Source organism: Cupriavidus sp., assembly GCF_057315035.1.
On record NZ_DBHKYV010000003.1, the window covers coordinates 429,280 to 446,406 of the forward strand.

The following is a 17,127-nucleotide window of genomic DNA, read 5'->3' on the forward strand; positions in this document are numbered from 1 at the left end:
CTCCAGAATTCCCATGTCGGAAGCTACGCTCGAACCAGATTGGTCCGTCGACCCCCTACGCGTGGAGTTTGCAGACGCACGGGTCGAGCAGGGCTTTCAACGCTATCACCTGGCGCGCAGCCGCGTGTCACTGCGGATTACGCTGGTCTTCTGCTCGCTGTTCTATATCGCGTTCGCGTTGACCGACCTGGCCGCGCTTGGTGTTGGGTCGGCCATGCTGACACTGCTGGCCGGGCGTGTGGTCGTGGCCCTGACCGCCTGTATCGGGCTGTATCGGATCCGCGCAAACGAGAGCATCGCCGCGCAATGGGCAGTGGCCAGTGCGGCCGAGATCGTGGGCATGGCAACCTTCATGCTGATCGTCTGGTTCCGGCCGGGCGAGATGCCATGGCATGCGATGTCGCTTTGCATCATGCTGCTCGTGGTCTATGTCTTTATCCCCAATCGCCAGTCCATTGCGATAGGAATCGGGTTTGCCGCAACCGCCGCATTTATCGTGATTGTCTTGGCGAAGGGCGAGCTTCGGCCGTCGGACGATGTCACGATGTCGATGCTGCTGCTGCTTGCCAACAGCTTCGGCATTGTCGCGGCACGCCGTTATCACAGGCTATGGCGTGACGAATATCGCGCGCTGATGGAGTTGCAGGCCGTTTCGATTCGGGATCACCTGACCGGCTGCTTCAACCGGCATCATCTGCATGCAACGCTGCTGCCAACCGAGGTCTCGCAGGCCCGCACCGCCAAGCGCTGGATGACCTTGATGGTTTGTGACATCGACCACTTCAAGCGCGTCAATGACGAATACGGCCACCACACCGGCGACGCGGTACTCCAGCATGTTTCGGCGCTGCTTCAGACCACCACCCGCACGCAACTGGACAGTGTGGTGCGGTACGGTGGCGAGGAGTTTCTTCTGGTGATGGCGCAAACCGATCTCGACGATGCCATGGCTGTCGCCGAGAACTTGCGAACCACGGTATCGGAACGTCCGTTGACAGGGCCGGACGGCGGCAGGATCGCGGTAACCGTCAGCATTGGTGTGCTGGCAATCGATTTCGGTGCACCCGGCAGCGACGTGCCGTTCGCCGGGTGGATCGCCGCCGCCGACAAGCTGCTCTATGAGGCCAAGCGGTCTGGCCGCAATGGCATTCGCAGCCAGCAATGGGGCTGCGTCTAGCGCACAGGAAATCTCAGGGGATCGGCTCCCGTCCGTGCCTGTCGTTCAACTCAGAATTCAAATTTTTGCAGCACGACATCATCCAACTGGCTGAGATGGCCTCGCTCGTGCCTTGCCTATGCTTCAGACTGATCCCGCAGGTTCCCGGCACGGCCAGGGATCCTGCGGCGACGGTTCGCGTATCGTCCGTCGATGGCTCCGCCATGGCCCAGTGGCCGTTGAGATCGGGAGGGTCCGATGCCAGACAATGTTGCCGGGACCATCGATGTCATCATCGACATCAACCATGACAACCACTTCGACGCCGTCAAGGCCATGCATGCGGGAGTCAGGGCCGTCATTCACAAGGCCAGTGAAGGTGCCACGTTCCAGGACCCCAAATACCGGGCCCGGCGCGAACAGGCGCGTGCCGCCGGCTTGCTATGGGGTGCATATCACTTCTCCAGTTCCCGGCCCGCGCGCGAGCAGGCGGACAATTTCCTGGCTGCCGCGCAATGGGGCGACCCGGCCGTAGACAATTCGAAGACGCTTTTCTGCCTTGATTTCGAACCGAGTTCAAGCGGCCCCGACATGACGCTGGACCAGGCTCACGAATTCGTCTCCAGGGTGAAGGACAAGACCGGCCGCTGGCCCATGGTCTATGGCGGCAACATGCTGCGCGACGCCGTGCAGGCCCATGGCGCGGACCCGATCCTCAAGAACTGTCCGCTCTGGTATGCCAGGTACAGGAACCAGCCAGTGGGAATCCCGACTGATACCTGGCCACACTTTACGCTGTGGCAATACACGGACGGCAGGTCGGGGCCATTGCCACACGCGTTTCCAGGGTTGGATGCCACCGATCGGGACTGCTTTGCCGGGACCGAAGTCCAGTTGAAGGCGCAATGGCCATTTGCTGACTTCTTCAGGACAGCGCCGCAATCGACCGACCAGAATGGGTAGCTGCGGGGCAACGCAACCAGCGGAGCAAGTCCATGCGCGAATCATGTCTTGCCGGTGTCTTCTGCGGGCTTGCGGTACTGGTGCTGTGCGCCTGCGCGCCCAACAGCGCGTACCGTACCCAGGTCGTCCAGGCCGAAGAGGTGAGTTGCCCACCGGTCAGCGTGGTCCGGCGCAGCGACGAGCGGGTGCCGGACAATTGTGGACGTACGACGCCGGAAGTTGCGCAAGGCATCTACGAACTGCACTTCGTGGAGTTTGACGACCAGGGCTGGCTTTTTCCGGACACGCCCGCGGCGCCTGACCAGCTTGCCGGCACCCCGTCGCTCCAGATCGATCACCTGATGAAGCGCCTGACCCGGCTTCTGGAAAAGGGTGACGACCTGAGCATCATCGTGTTCGTGCATGGGTGGAAGCACAATGCGCGGTCCGATGATGCCAATGTGCAGGAGTTCCGCGCGCTGCTGGAAGCCGCCGGTGCCGAGGAACGTGACCGGGCCAGACCGGGCAGCGCGCCGCGAAAGGTGGTGGGTATCTATGTCGCGTGGCGCGGCAGGTCATGGGTGGTGCCAGACCCGTTGCTGAGCCTGACGTTCTGGGCCCGCAAGGAGGCCGCGCGCCGTGTCTCGATCGGATCGGCACGCGAATTGTTCGCGCGCTTGCGATCGATCCGCTCTCACTACAACGACAAGCAGACGGCCGGCACAGAACAGACCGGTGCGGTTTCCGAGCAGGCGCCGCAGCGGCCGCGCATCCGCATGCTGATGATTGGCCATAGCTTTGGCGGGCTGATTCTCTATGCGGCGATGTCGGGCTCCCTGATCGAGTCATTGGCCGCGCAGCAGGACCTTGCCGGAACAGGAAAGACACCACGGCTCGCGGAAAGGCCGGCCGATATGATCCTGCTGATCAATCCCGCCTTCGAGGCGTCGCGCTATGAGGCGCTGTATCGCGTGGCGAGCCGCTACCGGCCCGAACGGTTCCAGCCGCCACTGCTGGTATCGGTTACCTCGATCAAGGATTGGGCCACTGGTATCGCGTTCCCGGCCGGCCGATCGGTCAACACGCTCTTCGAGCACGAGACGACAAGCGAGCAGGGCACGGCCATGAAGAAGACGCCCGGGCATATCGACCACTACCTGACGCATCGGCTACATGCCCACGCGCCGGGCCCGGTCCCCGGGGCAGGCAACGGGGGGCAAGGCGACGGAGCCCTCTGCCCGAACTGGAAATCCGAAGAGACACTGCGTGCGCTGCATGGCGCGGAACTGGGAGAAGCCGTGCGCCTCAACAAGCAGATCGAGGCAGAGAACGCCGCGGATTTCTTTCGCCAGAACCTGACGTCAAACCATCGGCTAAAGCCAAACTGGGCCCGCACGTTCTGCGGCGGTAGTTACCTGACAACGGTCAATGACAATAGCTTGGACGACACGGAAAACGCCATGGTCTGGAACGTCGAGGTGGACGGTGATGTCATCAGGAATCACGACGACGTAATGAACCCCGTGTTCCGTGCGTTCATGCGCCAGCTCTATGCGGATGTCTCATCGCATCCTTGATGGTCGGGTCTTGTACGATTTTCGGAGGGTGTACGCGTAACGCGTACGCCGCATGAGATTCATACAGCCCGTTTGTACGAAATTTTGACTTTGTTCGCGTAACGCGTACACTGGAGAAAAATCGTACAGAACGCCATGGAACAATCGCGCAACCGTTCGGAATGGGCAAGGCTTCTCCAGGAAGCAGCAGCCAAGGCCTTCGAGCAGTCTTCGGGGCTTAAAGCCACGCCAGAACCCGCCAGGCCGGACACAGATCCAGCAAAGGGGAGCATGCGGTTTGACCTGGGCCAGAAACGCAGTATCAGGATGCCTGTAGTGATCCGGCCGCGCATTGACAGGTTATCGGCTGTTGCGGCGCTCCGGAATTTGCAGAGCGACCAGGACGAACAGATGCTGGTCGTGACGGACAAGGTTTCGCCGGAGATGGCCGAACAGCTTAGAGCCAACAACATTCCGTTTCTGGACACCGCAGGAAATGCCTACCTGGATCTGTCGGAGGCATTGATCTACATCGTCGGTCGCCGGCAATCCGCACGCAGCACGATGCCGCCAGTACGCATCGGCAGTCCCAAGCAACTCCAGCTGCAATACGCGCTCATGACCCGTCCGGCTCTGGTCAACGCCACGTATCGAGAGATCGCAGCCACTGCGAACGTAGCGCTTAGCACCGTCAACCTCGCGATCGACGATTTGCTTGCGCGGCGACTTCTCATTGCTGACACCGATGGCCCACGGTGCTTTGGTGATTGGGATCGAATGGTGGAAGAGTGGGCAAACCAATACCCGGTTCGTCTAAAGACAAAGTTGCCCAGTCGGCGGTACACGTCTGACAGAAAAGACTGGTGGAAATCCAGCGACATATCCAGATACGATGCCGTGTTCAGCGGTGAAGTTGCGGCGGCGAAGCTGACAGGTCATCTTAGGCCGGCACGCGTCACGATCTACGCATCGTCTGTCACGCCGAAAGAGTTGATCATGGGCGAACGACTCCGTGCCGATCCACACGGAGAAATCGAAATTCTCCAGTCCTTCTGGACCGGTCATCCTGAAGGCGAGACGAACCTTCCCAATGGCGTAGCGCCGGCCGTGCTTGTCTATGCCGACCTTCTCGACTCGGGAGAGTCTCGCAATCTGGAGTTAGCTCGAACCATCAGAGAGAGCCATCTTGGCAAACCACCAGCCAATCAAGCTAAGTCGTCCGATTGATGATGTCACAGCATCTTTGCTTCGCGAAGTCGACCAACTTGCGCGCGCGATAGAAGTCCCTTACTTCGTGGGCGGCGCGGTGGCCAGGATCGTGGTGCTTGAGCATATCTTTGGATGCCCACCGGGGCGAGCCACGCTTGATGTAGACATTGGAGTCTGTTTGGCGGACTGGCAGTCGCACGAAGCATTCAAACGGAAGCTCACCGACACGGGTCTCTTTAGCGCAGTCCCGAAGAATGCTCACAAGCTGATCTACCGTCCCACCCCAACGGACGCACTCCAGTTGGATGTCATTCCGTTTGGAGACATCGAGCATCCTGCGGCAAGCATCGCGTGGCCCCCCGACATGGACGTCGTTATGAATGTGGCAGGCTTTCGCGAGGCGTCTCTATCAACTCTCCTTGTCGAAATCGCAGATGACCTTGCCGTGCCGTTTGCCTCATTGCCGTCCATGGCGCTATTGAAGCTGCTCGCCTGGCGCGATCGTCATCATGAGAGTAAGCGGGATGCGACCGATCTCCTGATCCTGGTCCGCTCTTACGCCACGGCAGAATGCGAGGACAGGCTTTACGGAAGCGAAAGCGCCATGATGGAGCAATACGATTTCGACATCGATCTGGCGAGCGCCGCACTGCTCGCGAAGGACTGCTCTCTCATTGCCCAGGCCGAAGCACAAAGGCAGGTAAAGGAGATCTTTACCGACGACGATCGGTTTCAGCTTCTCATGCGCCATATGGCATTCGGTGATCGCTCCGCACTGCTCGATAGCGAAACGGATTCCGGCAGGGTCCGGGAACGCATGAAGGCGTTTCGGGACGCGTTCATGGTGCGCGCCTGAAGCGCTGTTGCTTGAGCCGAAGGGCGCCATATTCTTTATTGCGCCCCTGCAGGCGGGCACTCCTCACCCCGGTCAACACCATGGTGGCCGCAACAGCCTCCACCCCAATAAGCGAACGGCAACGGAAGGCGAGCTAGTTTGGAACCCAGCGCAAGAAGCGTCCGTGCATGCTTCGTACCGCAGGCTTCCCATTCACTAGAGAAGACCATTCCAGGAGACATCCATGAGATCTCGGTATCGTTCCGGGCCGTTCGCGCACGCCCATGCAGTGCTGGCGCTATTCACAAGTTGTGTGGTGGCGCTCAGCGTGGCGGGTTGCGGCGGCGACAGTAGCAGCCCTGCCACGACCACTTCAACCGGTACCGGGTCCACCGGCACGACCACCACCACGGCCACGCTACAGGTGGTTGCGCCGATCGTCGATTGTGCGAAGCTGGCGTCCGTCGATATCACGGATATTGGCGGTGCGGGCAGCACGATTGCATCGGCCACGGTGACCACCGCGACGATCAACGGCGCTTCGGTGCAGTTCTGCGCGGTCAAAGGAACGCTTGCGCCAGCGAATACGTTCGAGGTCGCGTTGCCGGTCAGTACCTGGACGCAACGCTTTGCCGAACTTGGATGCGGCGGACTGTGCGGCAATCTGAGCGATCCGACCAAATCCACCTCGTTCAGCTTCAGCTACAACTGCCCGCTGGTGCAGCAGGGCGGCTTTGTCACCGCCGCGACCGATATGGGGCATACGGGTGCCGATGCCACATGGTCGACCGATACGCAAAAGCAGGCGGACTTTGCCTACCGTGGGCAACATGTCACGACGCTTGCCGCGAAGAAGCTGATCCAGGCCTATTACGGACAGCCGCAGAAGTACTCCTATTTTGTGGGCTGCTCGGATGGCGGACGTGAAGCGCTGATGGCCGCGCAGCGTTATCCGAACGACTACAACGGCATTATCGCTGGCGCACCGGCGGCGCATTTCCAGACGCAGAACTCGCTGTATCACGGCTGGAACGTGGTGTCGAACAGCAACACCGGCGATAACACTGGCAACGTTGTGCTCTACGCGGACAAGGCGAAGGTACTGCACAAGGCGGTAGTCGCGGCTTGCGGTAATACCAGTGGTGCGCCCGACGGGCTGTTGGTGGACCCGCGTGTCTGCAACTTCAACCCGGTTTCGATCCAGTGTGCGGCTGGTGCGACCGATACCAGCAACTGCCTGACCGCGGCCGAAGTCACCACGGCGAGCCGCATCTATAGCGGTCCGATCGATATCACCACCGGCAAGCGCATGCTGGCAGGCTCGCCGCAGTTTGGTTCCGAAGCGAACTGGATCGGTGTCGAGGTGCCGAGCACGAACTCGACCGATCCGGCCGTGCCGGTCACCGGCCTGTTCAGCAACATGATCGTGACGGGCGCCTATAACCTGATTTTTACCGGCTCGCCGACCATGCCGAATATCAATACGTTCGGCTATCACGATGGCAATTTCTTCCCCGACTACCTGCAGGCCAACCACTCGCTCAACGATGCCACAAATCCGGACCTGTCCGCATTCAAGAAGGCCGGTGGCAAGCTGATCCTCTGGCATGGCTGGGCCGACCAGCATATTTCACCGCTGTTCACCATTGCGTATTACGAAGCCATGCAGGGCACGATGGGGGCGTCGACGGTCGATGAGTTCGCGCGACTCTATCTGGTTCCCGGCGTCAGTCACTGTGGCGGGGGCGAGGGTCATCCCAACATCGACCTGGTGTCGCGGGTAACGGCCTGGGTGGAACAGGGCACCGCGCCCAATGACGTGATGACGTACCAGACTGACGCGTCGAGCACCGTGACCGCATCACGTCCGGTCTACCCGTATCCGGCAATTGCCAAGTACAAGGGCTCCGGCGACTGGCACGACGGCGCAAACTATGTGCAAGGTGCGGCGCTGTACAACGTAGCCACGGCTGCCTGGGCAGGGTCGGGCTTCTACGTGCCCTATGCAGCAAAGACGCAGGGCGTGGCGGCTCCATAAGCCTGTAGCCCTGGTCCCCAGGGCAGGCGGGGGGGCAAGTCATCCCCCCGCTTGCTTATGCGAAGCGTGCCGGATCGTAAGGGCGTGGATCGACGTACGGGGTTTCGCCGTGGATCAGTTCGGCCAGCAGGCGCGCGGTAGCCGGGCCCAGCGTGAAACCCTGGTGCGCATGGCCAAAATGGAACCAGAGTCCGGCATGCCGTGGCGCGCGGCCAATGATCGGCCGCATGTCGGCCACACAGGGGCGTGCGCCCATCCATGGACGGGGCTCGACGGGCGCGCCCAGGTTTACGAGATCGCGGGCATGGCGCTCGGCCGTTGCCAGTTGCACCGGCGTTTCCGGCGCGTCATGGCGGGCGAACTCGGCGCCCGTGGTGATGCGCAGGCCGCGTTGCATCGGTGCCAGTACGAAGCCGCATTCGGCATCCAGCAGTGGCAGGGTCGGCATGCGGTCCACGGCGTAGTGGCGATGGTAGCCACGCTTGATGAACAACGGAAAGCGATAGCCCAGCGGTCGGGTCAGTGCAGGTGCCCATGGCCCCAGCGCGACGACTGCCTGCGCAGCGCCAAGCGGGCCCGCATCGGTCATTACGCGCCAACCGTCGCCGTCGGCACGCAGCGTGGTGGCGTCGCCGCGATGCACGACGCCGCCTGAGCGTTCGAACAGCGCCGCATATCGCTGCACGAGTTCACCCGGATCGCTGACGGTCCACGGATCGCGCCAATGCAGCGCGCCCGCCAACCCGCCGCGCAAGGCCGGTTCCGTCGCTTGCAATGCTGCGCCATCGAGCACGGCGAGATCCAGTCCATGCTCCCGGGCCACGGCCATCGAGTGCTTCACGGAGGCCTCGAACGCCGCGCCGCTGCGGTACGCTTCGAGCCATCCGCCCTTGCGTACGAGGTCGCCGGCATCTGCTGCAGCAATCAGTCGTTCATGTTCGGACACGCAGTGCCGTACCAGGGCTGCGTAGGCGATGACGGTTGCCGCATAGCGATCGGGCGCGGATTCGCGCCAGTAGCGTGACAGTACCGGCAACAGGCGCAACATCGCGCCGGGGTGGTAGTGCACGTCGTTGCCCTGGCGCATGACGACGCGCAAGACCGTGCGCCAGTCGCGCGGAAACGCATAAGGCTGCACCGCTTCGCGCTGGATAAAGCCTGCATTGCCATACGACGTTTCGCGACCTGGCGGCTGGCGATCGACCAGCGCCACGTCATAACCGCGCTCGCGCAATGCCAGCGCGGTGCTGACGCCGACCATGCCAGCGCCCAGAACGATGATTTCCTTGGACATACTTGGGCCAATGATTCCGGATCAGGTGCGTGCCATTCTCCATCGGCAATTACGTAGCCGGGAAGATGCAAAGCGCACAATATTCTGAATGCGTGATTGCGATTTTGGCAATCATCCTGCTGTCGGTTGTTCCGTGATGCCTCGCTGCAAGTGCTGGACGAAGGCACGTGCCGCGGGCGGCAGCTTGCGGTTGGCCAGCGTCTGGACTTCTATCTGCCGCTCGTTCATCTCGCGATCGCGCAATGGCACCGCTGCGATGGTGCCGGTCTTGAGGCGCCCGCGAATCGATAACTCGCCGTAGAAGCAGACCACGTCGCCGCCCGCCGCGGCAAAGCCCACCAGCGAGTCGAGGTGGTTGCTCGAAAACACGGTCTGGTAGCGCAGGTCCTGGCGGCTGCAACTGGTGTCCAGCAATTGCCGCACCGAACTGTCCTTGGGCGGCAGCGCCAACGGATAGGCCGTAACCTGCGCCAGCGACAACTGGCGGTGGCCTGCCAACGGATGGTCGGGTGCCATGACGGCAAGGACCGGGGCAGGGACGCGGAATTCCACATGGATTTCGGGCTCTGGCAGCCATGCCAGAGTAATGCCGATATCGGCCTCGCCGTCGCGGATGCGCCGCGCAATGTCGCCCTGCGGGCAGACCTCGAGTTCGAAATGGATGCCGCCATGGGTCTCGCGGAAGCTGGCTGCCAGATTTGGCAGGAACTCATGAGCGACGCCTTCCACGCTGGCCAGCCGGACACGGCCGACGCGCAGACCGCGTAGCGCCTGGATATCGCCGGTCACGCGCTCGATGTCCTGCTGGGATCGTTTCGCGAATGCGGCGAGCAGTTCACCGGCGGCGTTAGGGACCAGGCCACGTGCGCGCCGGTCGAATAGCAGGGTATCCAGTTCGCTTTCAAGCTTGGCGATCTGCCGACTCACGGCCGAAGGCGCCACATTGAGCTTGAGGGCCGCGTCCTTGACCGACCCGGTACGGACCACTTCTAGAAAATAGCGGACAGCGGCTTCCTGGAGAGACCGGTAGGACATGGTGCGCTTTGTGAAGGGATGGAGCGGGACGGGGCGCGCGCTGGCATTCGTGTGTTTTCGCGAGTATTGGCGTGTCGATTCGTCGATTGCCGTTTCGGCAATCAATGCTTCGAAACATTGCGCTGATTCTATGCGAATTTTGGTCGTAGGATAAACATGAAACGACGCGCTGACTTCAATGACGTCGCCCCTGGATGACTACCAGCGAGTATTCCATGCGCCTGCCTGCCCCCCGCCTGTGTTTCCTGTTTGCCGCAGCCAGCCTGTCGGCCATGTCGATCGCGCCGTCGGCGGTGTTCGCGCAGGACGCCTTTCCCGCCAAACCGATCCAGCTGGTGCTGCCGTTTCCGCCGGGCGGTGCCACCGACGTGGTGGGCCGCATCGTGGCGCAGAAGCTCGGCGAACGGCTCGGCAAAACGATCGTGGTGGACAACCGGCCAGGTGCGGGCACCGTCGTAGGCGCCAGCTTCGTCGCCAAGTCGGCGCCGGATGGCTACACGTTGCTGGCCACGTCGGGCACCACGTTCACCGTCAATCCGGCGGTCTATCCGAAGCTGCCCTACGATCCGCAAAAGAACTTCGAACCGATCGGGCTGATCGGCTCCACGGGCCTGATCCTGTTGGCCAACCGCGATGTGCCAGTCAAGAACCTGAAGGAGTTCGTCGCCGCGGCCAAGGCGGAACCGGGCAAGTACTCGTACGGATCGTTCGGTGCGGGTACCACCGCCCACTTCGCCGGCGAAGCGCTGCTCAACCTGACCGGCGTAAAGATGCTGCATGTCCCGTACAAGGGCAGTGCCCCCGCGATGACCGACCTGATTGGCGGCCAGATTCCCTTCAGCATCGACACCGTGGCTGCCGCGCTGCCACAGGTGCGCAGCGGCAAGGTGAAGGCCATTGCGGTGACCACGGCCAAGCGATCGGCGCTGTTGCCAAACGTGCCCACGGTGGCCGAGAGCGGCTATCCCGGCATGGATACCAGCACGTGGATCGCACTGGTTGCACCGCGCGGCTTGCCGCCCGAAGTCCACGCGAAGCTGGAAAAGGCGCTGGCCGATACGATCGCCGACCCCGATACGCGCAAGAAGCTGACCGATAACGGCATCGAGCCATCGTTCGCGCCGGGCAAGCAGGTCAGCGCCATGATCGACAAGGAAATTCCGCAGATGCGTGCCATTGCCCAGCGCGCCAACATCAAGCTCGACTGATTGCATATGACCGACCAGAACTCACTGACGTCCCTTTCCGCCGTCGAACTGCGGCGCATGATTGGTACCCGGCAACTATCGCCGGTGGAACTGCTCGATGCCTGCATTGCACGTATCGAACGGTATAACCCGTTGATCAATGCCATCACGGCCACCTGCTACGACCGCGCGCGCGACGAAGCCCGGGCGGCCGAACAGGCCGTGATGCGCGGCGATACGCTGGGCTTGCTGCATGGCCTGCCGCTGGGCGTGAAGGACCTCGAGGCCACGGCGGGTTTGCTGACTACGTATGGATCGGCGCTGCACCGTGGCAACGTGCCCACGCAAGACAACCTGCTGGTGACGCGGCTACGCCAGGCTGGCGCCGTGGTGGTGGGCAAGACCAATATTCCTGAAATGGGCGCGGGTGCGAATTCCCGTAACGCCGTGTGGGGCGCCACCGGCAACCCGTTCAATCCGAATCTCAATGCCGGTGGATCGTCGGGCGGCTCGGCTGCAGCGCTGGCCGCGGATTTCCTGCCCGTCTGCACGGGCTCCGATACCGGTGGGTCGCTGCGTATTCCCGCCGCCAAATGCGGCGTGGTGGGTTTCCGCCCGTCGCCGGGGCTGGTGCCAAACTCGCGCAAGCTGCTTGGCTTCACACCGATTTCGGTAGTGGGCCCGATGGGGCGTACCGTGGCGGATACGTGCCTGCAGCTGGCCGCGACGGCCGGCGAATCCGCCAGCGATCCGCTCAGCTACGCGGTAGATCCGCTGTCGTTCCTGACGCCGCAGAATGTGGATCTGTCGCGCCTGCGCGTGGCCTGGACCGACGATTTCGGTGCCTGCGACGTCGACCCGGCAATTCGCCGCGTATTCCGGGCCCGCATCGCCGCCATGCAGCATCTGTTCAAGCGCTGCGACGAGGTGAGCTTCGACCTGGGTGACGTGCATCGCTGCTTCGACGTGCTGCGCGCGGAAAGCTTCGTGGCGTCGCTGCATTCGGCCTACCAGAACGATCCCGATTCGCTGGGGCCGAACACGCGGGCCAACTATGAACTGGGCGCGCGCATGACGCTGGTCGACAGCGCCTGGGCGCAGGCGGAGCAGTCGCGCATCTTGCAGCGTTTTCAGCAGACGTTCGGCGAATACGACGTGATCCTGTCGCCGACCACGCCGGTATCGCCATTCCCGTGGACACGTCTCTATGCCGAGACCATCGACGGGATCCAGCAGGAAAACTACTACCGTTGGCTGGCGCTGACCTATGTGGTGACGCTGACCACGCATCCGTCCATCGCGTTGCCTTGCGGCACCGACGAAGCGGGCATGCCGTTCGGCCTGCAGGTGACCGGCCCGTTCCGTGGCGATGCGCTGACGCTCGGCGTGGCGCAGGCCATGGAATCGGCGTTTGCGTCCACGTCGGACCTGCGCCGCCCGATACCGGATCTGGATCGGCTGGTGCCCGCGGAACCGGCCCTGCGCTCGATTGTGACAGCGCCACCGGAGCTTTCGGGCAAGACGGTGGAGAGCGTGGTTTCGGTCGTGTAAAAACGGCACGTCGGAAGCGCGTCGGAAGCGTTTGGGTCCCGATTTTGCAAAGCCGGGACCATGCCGTATCCTGCATCACGCGATCGGCCCATGCGGAACGCGTGGGCGGATGCTGGCAAATCGATGGTACTTAACGCTTCCGGAGACACGCAATGACCAGCAAGAACACGATCTGTCTGTGGTACGACGGCGACGCACTGGACGCCGCGACTTTCTATGCCGAAACGTTTCCCGATAGCGCTGTCGGCGCGGTTTATCGGGCACCGGGAGACTATCCCGACGGCAAGGAGGGTTCGATCCTGATGCTTGAGTTCACCGTCATGGGCATCCCTTGCCTGGGGTTGAACGGCGGTCCGCATTTCAAGCACAACGAGTCGTTTTCATTTCAGGTGGCGACCGACGACCAGGCCGAAACCGACCGTTACTGGAATGCCATCGTCGGCAATGGCGGAGAGGAAAGCGCCTGCGGCTGGTGCAAGGACCGCTGGGGGCTGTCGTGGCAGATCACCCCGCGCGTGCTGATGGAGGCGGTAGGCGGCGCGGATCGCGCCGCGGCCAAACGCGCCTTCGAGGCCATGATGACCATGAAGAAGATCGACGTCGCGGCCATCGAGGCGGCGCGGCAAGGCAAGTAGGCAAGCAGGGCCAGTTGCTGCCGCGCGCGGATGTTCGGATCAGAACAGGTCGATTGCCACCAGCACCGATGAAGCCAGCGCAAAGATCAGTCCGGCCAGCCCCATCCGGTCATAGACGATGCCGAATTTTTCCCGGCGTTTGGCACCTGGGTACGATGCGCTGAGTCCGCTTTCCTCGATCGAGGAGAGCGGCACCGGCACGTAGCGGAAGGCCTTGGCCTTGAAGCGCTTGTAGTACTGCAGCACGAAGTCGAGGTCGCTGTAGATGCGCCATTTTTCCTCGTAGCGCAAGTCGCAGACGCGGAAGGCCATGGCCTGGTGGCAGGCGTGAATGATGCCGGCCCGGAGCTTGTACAGTGGGGCAGCGGGTTCCACGCCGCGCGGACTGATATTGTCGCCGTAGATCAACCAGGCGTTGCCATCCTTGTGCGCGGCGTGAACCACGGTCGACAGCGCTTCCGGCGAGGCAAAGCAATCGCCCGAGTTCATGAATACTACCCACTCGCCGGTTGCACGGCTGAGCCCCTTGTTCATCGCGGCATAGACGCCGCCATCGGGTTCGCTGACAAGGACGTCGATCTCGGCGGCACGCGCACGCGCCAGTTCGACCGATCCGTCGGTAGATCCACCGTCTATGACCAGGTACTGCACCGAAAATGTATCGGTTTGCTGCTGTGCGACGCTGTCCATCGTACGGCGCAAGCCGTCACAGTTGTTGTAGTTGACGGTGACTACCGAAATCTGGGTCATTGGCTCTCTCCCCACGGCAAGATCGACCCCGCATTGGCCAGGGATCGGCATGAGAACCGTCCCGCTCTATACCGGTATTCCGGCTGTTTGAAACTTCTCGCGGTAGCGTTTCATGTATTGCGTTGCGGAAACGTGGGCTTCCGCACACAACGCGCACAAGGCACGGAAAGCGCGATCGTCTACGCCACTTCGAGCCGATTGCCGCCCAGGGATTTCGCGCGGTACAACGCCTGGTCGGCGATGGCAAGTGCGTCGGCCAGCGCAGGGGCCTTGTTCTCGAATTGCGCAAGACCGATGCTGACCGTGGCCGAAATTCCGATGCTGTCGATCTGGTGAGGGATGGCCTCCGCAAAGCGATTCGCAATGGCATCGCCGAGCGCCCTGGCGCGCAGTGCGTCGTCGCCGGACAACAGTGCGGCAAATTCCTCGCCGCCAATGCGCGCAAGAAGTGCTTCCGGCCCCATCACGCCGCGGGCAATCTCCGCGAAGGATTTCAACACCTTGTCGCCGGTCTGGTGCCCGTGCCGGTCGTTGATGGCCTTGAAGTGATCAAGGTCGAACGCGAGCACGGACACTGCACCACCGGGGTGCGCATCGTTGATAAGGCGGGTGCCCTGTTCGAAGAACCACCGGCGGTTGCCGAGGCGTGTCAGGTAGTCGGTCTGGGATTCCCGCACGAGCTGGCCGTGGGTCTCCTCGCGAATCAGCTTCAGCAGGGTCATCGGCAATATGACCGAATAGAGCACGCCCTCGTACAGCGTGAACTTGCTGGCCAGCGCCTGGAATGCCGGGCCATGCGCTGCCACGAGCCACGGCAGGACCAATGCCCTGGCGAAGTACAACAGCGCATGGAGGCCGGTCACCGCAATCACGATATGCCGCGCATGCAATGCTTTCAGCGAGTCACAGCGCAGCATCTCGCGCGTGGTCATCGCGCTCACGACCGCGATGGGAATGGCGGTTACGTAGTTCCACAACAGGTCTTGCCATCGTGCGCCGAAGACCGCCCACATCAGCGCCGATCCGCCGAGAACGACCGCAAAGGCAGCCCGATGGCGCCGCCCGCTCAACGAAGCCACGCCGTTGAGTACCAGCAGGTAGCCGGTGAGGATGATGAGGTTGCTGAGGGCGGCGCCGGTCGCGCCGGGCAGGGCGCGACGGTACAGCACAGCGGCGCAGCCGACCGCGAGTGTGGCGAATCCCGCCGCCAGAATCCGCAATGAATTGCTGCGTATGGGATGGGTCCGGTGTTCCCAGAACATCATCCCCGCACTGGCGAGAAGCGTTCCGATCGCAAGAAAGTAAAGGGTAAGGAGATCGACGTACATCTCAAATGTAAAGACAATGCGCCGATGCATCGCGGCCGCAGCCGAATTCTACGTGGGAAATCCGATAGTTAGCGCATGCCAGTCAGTTTGGGATGCTCAGCTCGGCCAGGCACAGGCTCATCAGCCCGATGCGGCCGCGTACGCCCAACTTGCGGAAAATGCTGGTGATGCAAGCCTGCATGGCCGATGTGGCCAGGCCGAGCCGCTGGGCGATCTGGTTTTCCGATGCTGCAGTCAGCAGCAACAGCAACACCTTTTGCTCGCATGGATCGAGCGCGCTCAGCAATGCAGCTGGCAGCAGATGGTCGGATGCAGGCTGCCGCAATGCGGTGACATCACGCGCCATACCAAGGCGCAGCTGATGCAACGGCAACCACTGTGCCGACCAGCTCAGGTGGATATCGCTGCCGTCGCGATGTTGATAGCGGTTCTCGAATCCCACCCGGTCGCGCCCGGCCAGAACCTCGCCGGCTTCCCTGATGGTCCGGGCGCGGTCATGCGGCACGACCAGCTCGATCATGGTCTGCCCGATCAGATCGGACTGCGCAAAACCCAGGGTCTCGGCGCACCTGGCGTTGGCGTACCGAACCTTCCCGAGCTTGTCGACCAGGAAGACCGAGTCGGGGGAGCAGTCTGCCAACGTAAGGATTGCGTCTTCCGCCAAATGCTCGATCATGGTCTGCCGACTCCGGGGCGAAGATGCTGTCTTGGCAATTCTGGCGATCTTGCCACAATACTGCTAAAAAAGGCTGTCGGTGTGCTCCCCTCTCCCGCATGGCGGGAGAGGGGCCGGGGGAGAGGGCCAGCGGCTCAAGCCGAGACAGGTCGCAATTTGAACCTCATTCCCTCTCCCCCAACCCCTCTCCCGCGCGCGGGAGAGGGGAGCCGGTTATGTGGTCGTCCAACGTCCTGAATCAGGACACACCACCGCACGCAAACCGTTCAACCAGACTTGCTCGTCCTGCACCGACGCCATGGCCGGCGTGACGTCAAACGCAACCCCCAGCGCCCGCGCGACCTGGACCTCCTCGATCGCAAGTTCCCACGTCAGGAACATATGGGTGGCAGCGTGGACTGGAGGAAAGTCATCGGCATGAAATCCGCTGCTGCCGCGCTTGATCACGCCGTGTGGCTGGCAGGTATCGAAAATCACGATCGTGCCGCGCGTCAGCGGAATGCGCAGGTCTAGCCCCGGAAAGTGCAGATCCTGGCCGTTGTCGTTGCTCAGGAACAGATTGCAGAAGGCCGCGCTGCCGTACTGCTCGCCATCGTGGTGATATCGCGCGCCACGGCAGGCCATCAGGGCGACGTCGCTGGAAGCCAGCAGGTCTGGTAGCCCGACTACATCGGTCCATTCGGCTGCCGCTTGCACGCAGCGCCGGTAGTCCGGCCATCGGGTACGCGCCCGCGCCAGCGGCATGGCCTCGACATCTCCAGCTTCGAGAACCATGCGCGTTGCAATCTCGCGCTCCCAATCGGCATTCAGGCGTGGTGACGGCTCAGGTATTTCCACCGTGCCGGACAAGACGATCTCGCCGACGCGGCGGCTGCGGATGGCGTCACCGCTCCAGAAGAAAGATGTGAGGTCTGGCATGGGCGCCAGTGTAAAGG

At 62.3% G+C, this 17,127-nt stretch carries 15 protein-coding genes; 9 read left to right on the top strand and 6 right to left on the bottom strand.

Annotated elements, in window-relative coordinates; genetic code table 11:
* Positions 1–13: 13 nt before the first annotated feature.
* The 6 genes from ACO550_RS08380 (at position 14) to ACO550_RS08405 (ending at position 7,736) form a co-directional block, all read left to right on the top strand.
* Positions 14–1,177 carry a GGDEF domain-containing protein gene (locus ACO550_RS08380; RefSeq protein WP_315593483.1) on the top strand — a complete coding sequence of 388 codons (1,164 nt, stop codon included), beginning with the start codon at positions 14–16 and terminating at the stop codon, positions 1,175–1,177.
* A 237-nt stretch (positions 1,178–1,414) separates the two neighbouring features.
* Positions 1,415–2,119 carry a GH25 family lysozyme gene (locus ACO550_RS08385; protein WP_315593482.1) on the top strand — a complete coding sequence of 235 codons (705 nt, stop codon included), beginning with the start codon at positions 1,415–1,417 and terminating at the stop codon, positions 2,117–2,119.
* Between the two features lie 32 nt (positions 2,120–2,151).
* Entirely contained in the window at positions 2,152–3,675 is a 1,524-nt protein-coding gene (locus tag ACO550_RS08390) for a hypothetical protein (RefSeq protein WP_315593481.1), read from the top strand.
* A 135-nt stretch (positions 3,676–3,810) separates the two neighbouring features.
* Positions 3,811–4,881, top strand: coding sequence for a type IV toxin-antitoxin system AbiEi family antitoxin (locus tag ACO550_RS08395; RefSeq protein WP_315593480.1), 1,071 nt, complete (start codon positions 3,811–3,813; stop codon positions 4,879–4,881).
* Positions 4,841–5,719, top strand: coding sequence for a nucleotidyl transferase AbiEii/AbiGii toxin family protein (locus tag ACO550_RS08400; RefSeq protein ID WP_315593479.1), 879 nt, complete (start codon positions 4,841–4,843; stop codon positions 5,717–5,719). Before ACO550_RS08395 ends, ACO550_RS08400 begins: the two co-directional genes overlap by 41 nt.
* A gap of 223 nt (positions 5,720–5,942) precedes the next feature.
* A complete protein-coding gene (locus ACO550_RS08405) occupies positions 5,943–7,736 on the top strand; it encodes a tannase/feruloyl esterase family alpha/beta hydrolase (protein ID WP_315593478.1) in 1,794 nt (597 codons plus the stop codon).
* Between the two features lie 55 nt (positions 7,737–7,791).
* Here the strand turns inward: ACO550_RS08405 and ACO550_RS08410 are convergent, their stop codons facing one another.
* A complete protein-coding gene (locus ACO550_RS08410) occupies positions 7,792–9,030 on the bottom strand; it encodes an NAD(P)/FAD-dependent oxidoreductase (protein ID WP_315593477.1) in 1,239 nt (412 codons plus the stop codon).
* A 111-nt stretch (positions 9,031–9,141) separates the two neighbouring features.
* Positions 9,142–10,065 carry a LysR family transcriptional regulator gene (locus ACO550_RS08415; protein WP_315593476.1) on the bottom strand — a complete coding sequence of 308 codons (924 nt, stop codon included), beginning with the start codon at positions 10,063–10,065 and terminating at the stop codon, positions 9,142–9,144.
* A 215-nt stretch (positions 10,066–10,280) separates the two neighbouring features.
* Here ACO550_RS08415 and ACO550_RS08420 point away from each other — a divergent pair, with 215 nt between their 5' ends.
* The 3 genes from ACO550_RS08420 (at position 10,281) to ACO550_RS08430 (ending at position 13,438) form a co-directional block, all read left to right on the top strand.
* Positions 10,281–11,273, top strand: a complete 993-nt coding sequence (locus ACO550_RS08420) for a tripartite tricarboxylate transporter substrate binding protein (protein WP_315593475.1) — start codon at positions 10,281–10,283, stop codon at positions 11,271–11,273.
* A 6-nt stretch (positions 11,274–11,279) separates the two neighbouring features.
* Positions 11,280–12,803, top strand: a complete 1,524-nt coding sequence (locus ACO550_RS08425; protein WP_315593474.1) for an amidase — start codon at positions 11,280–11,282, stop codon at positions 12,801–12,803.
* Positions 12,804–12,955: 152 nt separating this feature from the next.
* Entirely contained in the window at positions 12,956–13,438 is a 483-nt protein-coding gene (locus tag ACO550_RS08430; protein WP_315593473.1) for a VOC family protein, read from the top strand.
* Between the two features lie 39 nt (positions 13,439–13,477).
* Here ACO550_RS08430 and ACO550_RS08435 read toward each other — a convergent pair whose 3' ends face one another.
* From ACO550_RS08435 to ACO550_RS08450, 4 genes are all read right to left on the bottom strand, one after another.
* Positions 13,478–14,188 (bottom strand): glycosyltransferase, encoded by a 711-nt coding sequence (locus ACO550_RS08435; protein WP_315593472.1) that lies wholly within the window; start codon positions 14,186–14,188, stop codon positions 13,478–13,480.
* 179 nt (positions 14,189–14,367) lie between these two features.
* The gene (locus ACO550_RS08440; RefSeq protein ID WP_315593471.1) at positions 14,368–15,516 is read right to left on the bottom strand and encodes a diguanylate cyclase domain-containing protein; all 1,149 of its coding nucleotides are present in this window, start codon (positions 15,514–15,516) and stop codon (positions 14,368–14,370) included.
* Between the two features lie 82 nt (positions 15,517–15,598).
* The gene (locus ACO550_RS08445) at positions 15,599–16,192 is read right to left on the bottom strand and encodes a PAS domain S-box protein (RefSeq protein ID WP_315593470.1); all 594 of its coding nucleotides are present in this window, start codon (positions 16,190–16,192) and stop codon (positions 15,599–15,601) included.
* Between the two features lie 213 nt (positions 16,193–16,405).
* Positions 16,406–17,110 carry a hypothetical protein gene (locus ACO550_RS08450; RefSeq protein WP_315593469.1) on the bottom strand — a complete coding sequence of 235 codons (705 nt, stop codon included), beginning with the start codon at positions 17,108–17,110 and terminating at the stop codon, positions 16,406–16,408.
* Positions 17,111–17,127 lie beyond the last annotated feature (17 nt).

What these genes read in the sequence shown, in the direction of transcription:
- ACO550_RS08395 (WP_315593480.1), top strand. Translation starts at nt 3,811, where the DNA reads ATGGAACAATCGCGCAACCGTTCGGAATGGGCAAGGCTTCTCCAGGAA.
- ACO550_RS08415 (WP_315593476.1), bottom strand. Translation starts at nt 10,065, where the DNA reads ATGTCCTACCGGTCTCTCCAGGAAGCCGCTGTCCGCTATTTTCTAGAA.
- ACO550_RS08450 (WP_315593469.1), bottom strand. Translation starts at nt 17,110, where the DNA reads ATGCCAGACCTCACATCTTTCTTCTGGAGCGGTGACGCCATCCGCAGC.
- ACO550_RS08420 (WP_315593475.1), top strand. Translation starts at nt 10,281, where the DNA reads ATGCGCCTGCCTGCCCCCCGCCTGTGTTTCCTGTTTGCCGCAGCCAGC.
- ACO550_RS08425 (WP_315593474.1), top strand. Translation starts at nt 11,280, where the DNA reads ATGACCGACCAGAACTCACTGACGTCCCTTTCCGCCGTCGAACTGCGG.
- ACO550_RS08390 (WP_315593481.1), top strand. Translation starts at nt 2,152, where the DNA reads ATGCGCGAATCATGTCTTGCCGGTGTCTTCTGCGGGCTTGCGGTACTG.
- ACO550_RS08380 (WP_315593483.1), top strand. Translation starts at nt 14, where the DNA reads ATGTCGGAAGCTACGCTCGAACCAGATTGGTCCGTCGACCCCCTACGC.
- ACO550_RS08440 (WP_315593471.1), bottom strand. Translation starts at nt 15,516, where the DNA reads ATGTACGTCGATCTCCTTACCCTTTACTTTCTTGCGATCGGAACGCTT.
- ACO550_RS08410 (WP_315593477.1), bottom strand. Translation starts at nt 9,030, where the DNA reads ATGTCCAAGGAAATCATCGTTCTGGGCGCTGGCATGGTCGGCGTCAGC.
- ACO550_RS08445 (WP_315593470.1), bottom strand. Translation starts at nt 16,192, where the DNA reads ATGATCGAGCATTTGGCGGAAGACGCAATCCTTACGTTGGCAGACTGC.
- ACO550_RS08430 (WP_315593473.1), top strand. Translation starts at nt 12,956, where the DNA reads ATGACCAGCAAGAACACGATCTGTCTGTGGTACGACGGCGACGCACTG.
- ACO550_RS08385 (WP_315593482.1), top strand. Translation starts at nt 1,415, where the DNA reads ATGCCAGACAATGTTGCCGGGACCATCGATGTCATCATCGACATCAAC.
- ACO550_RS08405 (WP_315593478.1), top strand. Translation starts at nt 5,943, where the DNA reads ATGAGATCTCGGTATCGTTCCGGGCCGTTCGCGCACGCCCATGCAGTG.
- ACO550_RS08435 (WP_315593472.1), bottom strand. Translation starts at nt 14,188, where the DNA reads ATGACCCAGATTTCGGTAGTCACCGTCAACTACAACAACTGTGACGGC.